General features: G+C 39.1%; 2 protein-coding genes. One reads left to right on the plus strand and one right to left on the minus strand.

Annotated features, from left to right (window positions below; all coding sequences use genetic code 11):
• Nucleotides 1-988 (plus strand): hypothetical protein (locus POTG_RS11190; protein WP_198136191.1); only part of this gene is annotated, 988 nt, incomplete at its 5' end.
• 42 nt (nucleotides 989-1,030) lie between these two features.
• On the opposite strand, the gene POTG_RS11195 is transcribed toward POTG_RS11190, so the two are convergent.
• On the minus strand, nucleotides 1,031-1,498 hold the full coding sequence (locus POTG_RS11195; RefSeq protein ID WP_050769748.1) for an STAS domain-containing protein: 468 nt from the start codon (nucleotides 1,496-1,498) through the stop codon (nucleotides 1,031-1,033).
• Nucleotides 1,499-1,743: the final 245 nt, after the last annotated feature.

A 1,743-nucleotide genomic window follows, 5' to 3' on the forward strand; every position in this document is an offset into this window, starting at 1 on the left:
GCAAAAATTCGGCAAACAACTCTATGTGAAGTATAGTAGTCCTTGGTTTGAAGATGATTCTTCCTCCTCTTCAAAGTATTATAATTACACCAACTTTTCTATTTTGGACGATACTAAAGGCTCCCTTCAAACCACGTTCAAATCAGATAGTCAACAATATGTTGATTGGGGAAAAACAGCTAAAATAGGCGAAAAAGGAGAGATTTATACTATATACACAGATAGAGGTAAAAATCAAAATTATCATTTAAAAGCAACTAGCAAAGAAGGGAAAGTTTTATGGAGTAAAACTTTCCCTGAGAAGGATTCTAGTCAAGGAATTGCAGGTATGTTCATGCTAAAAAACAAAACTCTGCTCGTCTACATTCGGCTGAACACTTATAAGTATAATATCTATCGTTTTGATTCCACTGGCAAACTACTGCAAAAGAAACAGTTGAACGAATACGTTGACGATTACCAGAATGGCTACCTATTCACTTATTCGAGTCTCGGAAAAACCAAGGCACGGGTTTCCTTCTATGATGACAACCTAAACTTCAAGTTCAAAACAGACGTTACTTTTGGCAAAGACGATTTTCGCGGAATATCTTCGGACGGTACCCTATATTACACTGGTTTTGATAAAGCGAAAAACGTGACGACTGTTCTAGCAAAGAATAAGAATGGGGCCCTACTTTGGTCAAAAAAGTTTACTGGTACACAATGGCGGGATAATTATTATGATGGAAATGGATATAAGGATGAATTTGTGATAGTGATCGGCAATACAATTTATAAGTTTAATGCCAAAGGACTTGCAGGAAAAAAACAACTTTCGTCAGAGAGAGCCGACTTTCAGGTTGGTGAAGATCGGACCGTTCTTGTACAAGACCAAACCAAGCTCTATTTATTGAATGAGAAGATGGAGGTCCTTCGGACAGCAAATACCGAATACTTACCTGGCAGATTCGCAATTCAAAGCCAAATAATCGTTAAACACTATTAATCCGATCCTTATTTTTAAATAGCTTACGACCCAAGCTCGGGTTTATTGATATTCTTCCAAGGCTTGTTGCAAAGTTGCTTTGGTGTCAACCTTTTCAGTAAATAGGATCCCTAATTCGATCATGGTGTTCGCGATTTCCGGGCGAATACCTGTTATAATCGCTTTACATCCGAGCAAGCCAATTCCCTCTACAATTCGGAACAAATGTCCCACCACAGCCGTATCCATAAACGCAACGCCGGACAAATCGATAATAATTTTTTGGATTTTCAGGCTGGAGATCTGATTTAATGTCCGTTCCTGGACTCTTTTCGCCCGATAGGTATCCAATGTTCCGACAATGGGCAGCACCGCCATCGAGGATGATAAAGGAATAATGGGGACGGACAATTCATCGATCGTTTCGCGGTGAGAACGAAGCAATTCATCCTTGTACTCGATATAGCTCGAAAAATAATGGAAAATATAATGGTCCAACATAAAATTGGTTTTGATTCCGAGTTGAAACACACCCTCCATGTCAAGCTCGACATGCTTATGATAGTTATGCAAGAAATTCCAATATAATTTACGAAACGCCTGGAGCAATTCCAGCTTTAAGACAGCTTTAAGACTAAGGGAAAGTCGTTCTGTGCACCATTCTTTCCGAGTTCCTTGGCGAGCATAGTCAGCTCATGCTGACGATCTTCAACCAAGAGCTTTGCCATTTTTTCAAAAATCTCATGCACATTGATTTTATACATGGAGTCTTTAAC

Origin of the sequence: Paenibacillus sp. oral taxon 786 str. D14 (genome assembly GCF_000159955.1) — a bacterium.
GTDB classification, from domain to species: domain Bacteria; phylum Bacillota; class Bacilli; order Paenibacillales; family Paenibacillaceae; genus Fontibacillus; species Fontibacillus phoenicis.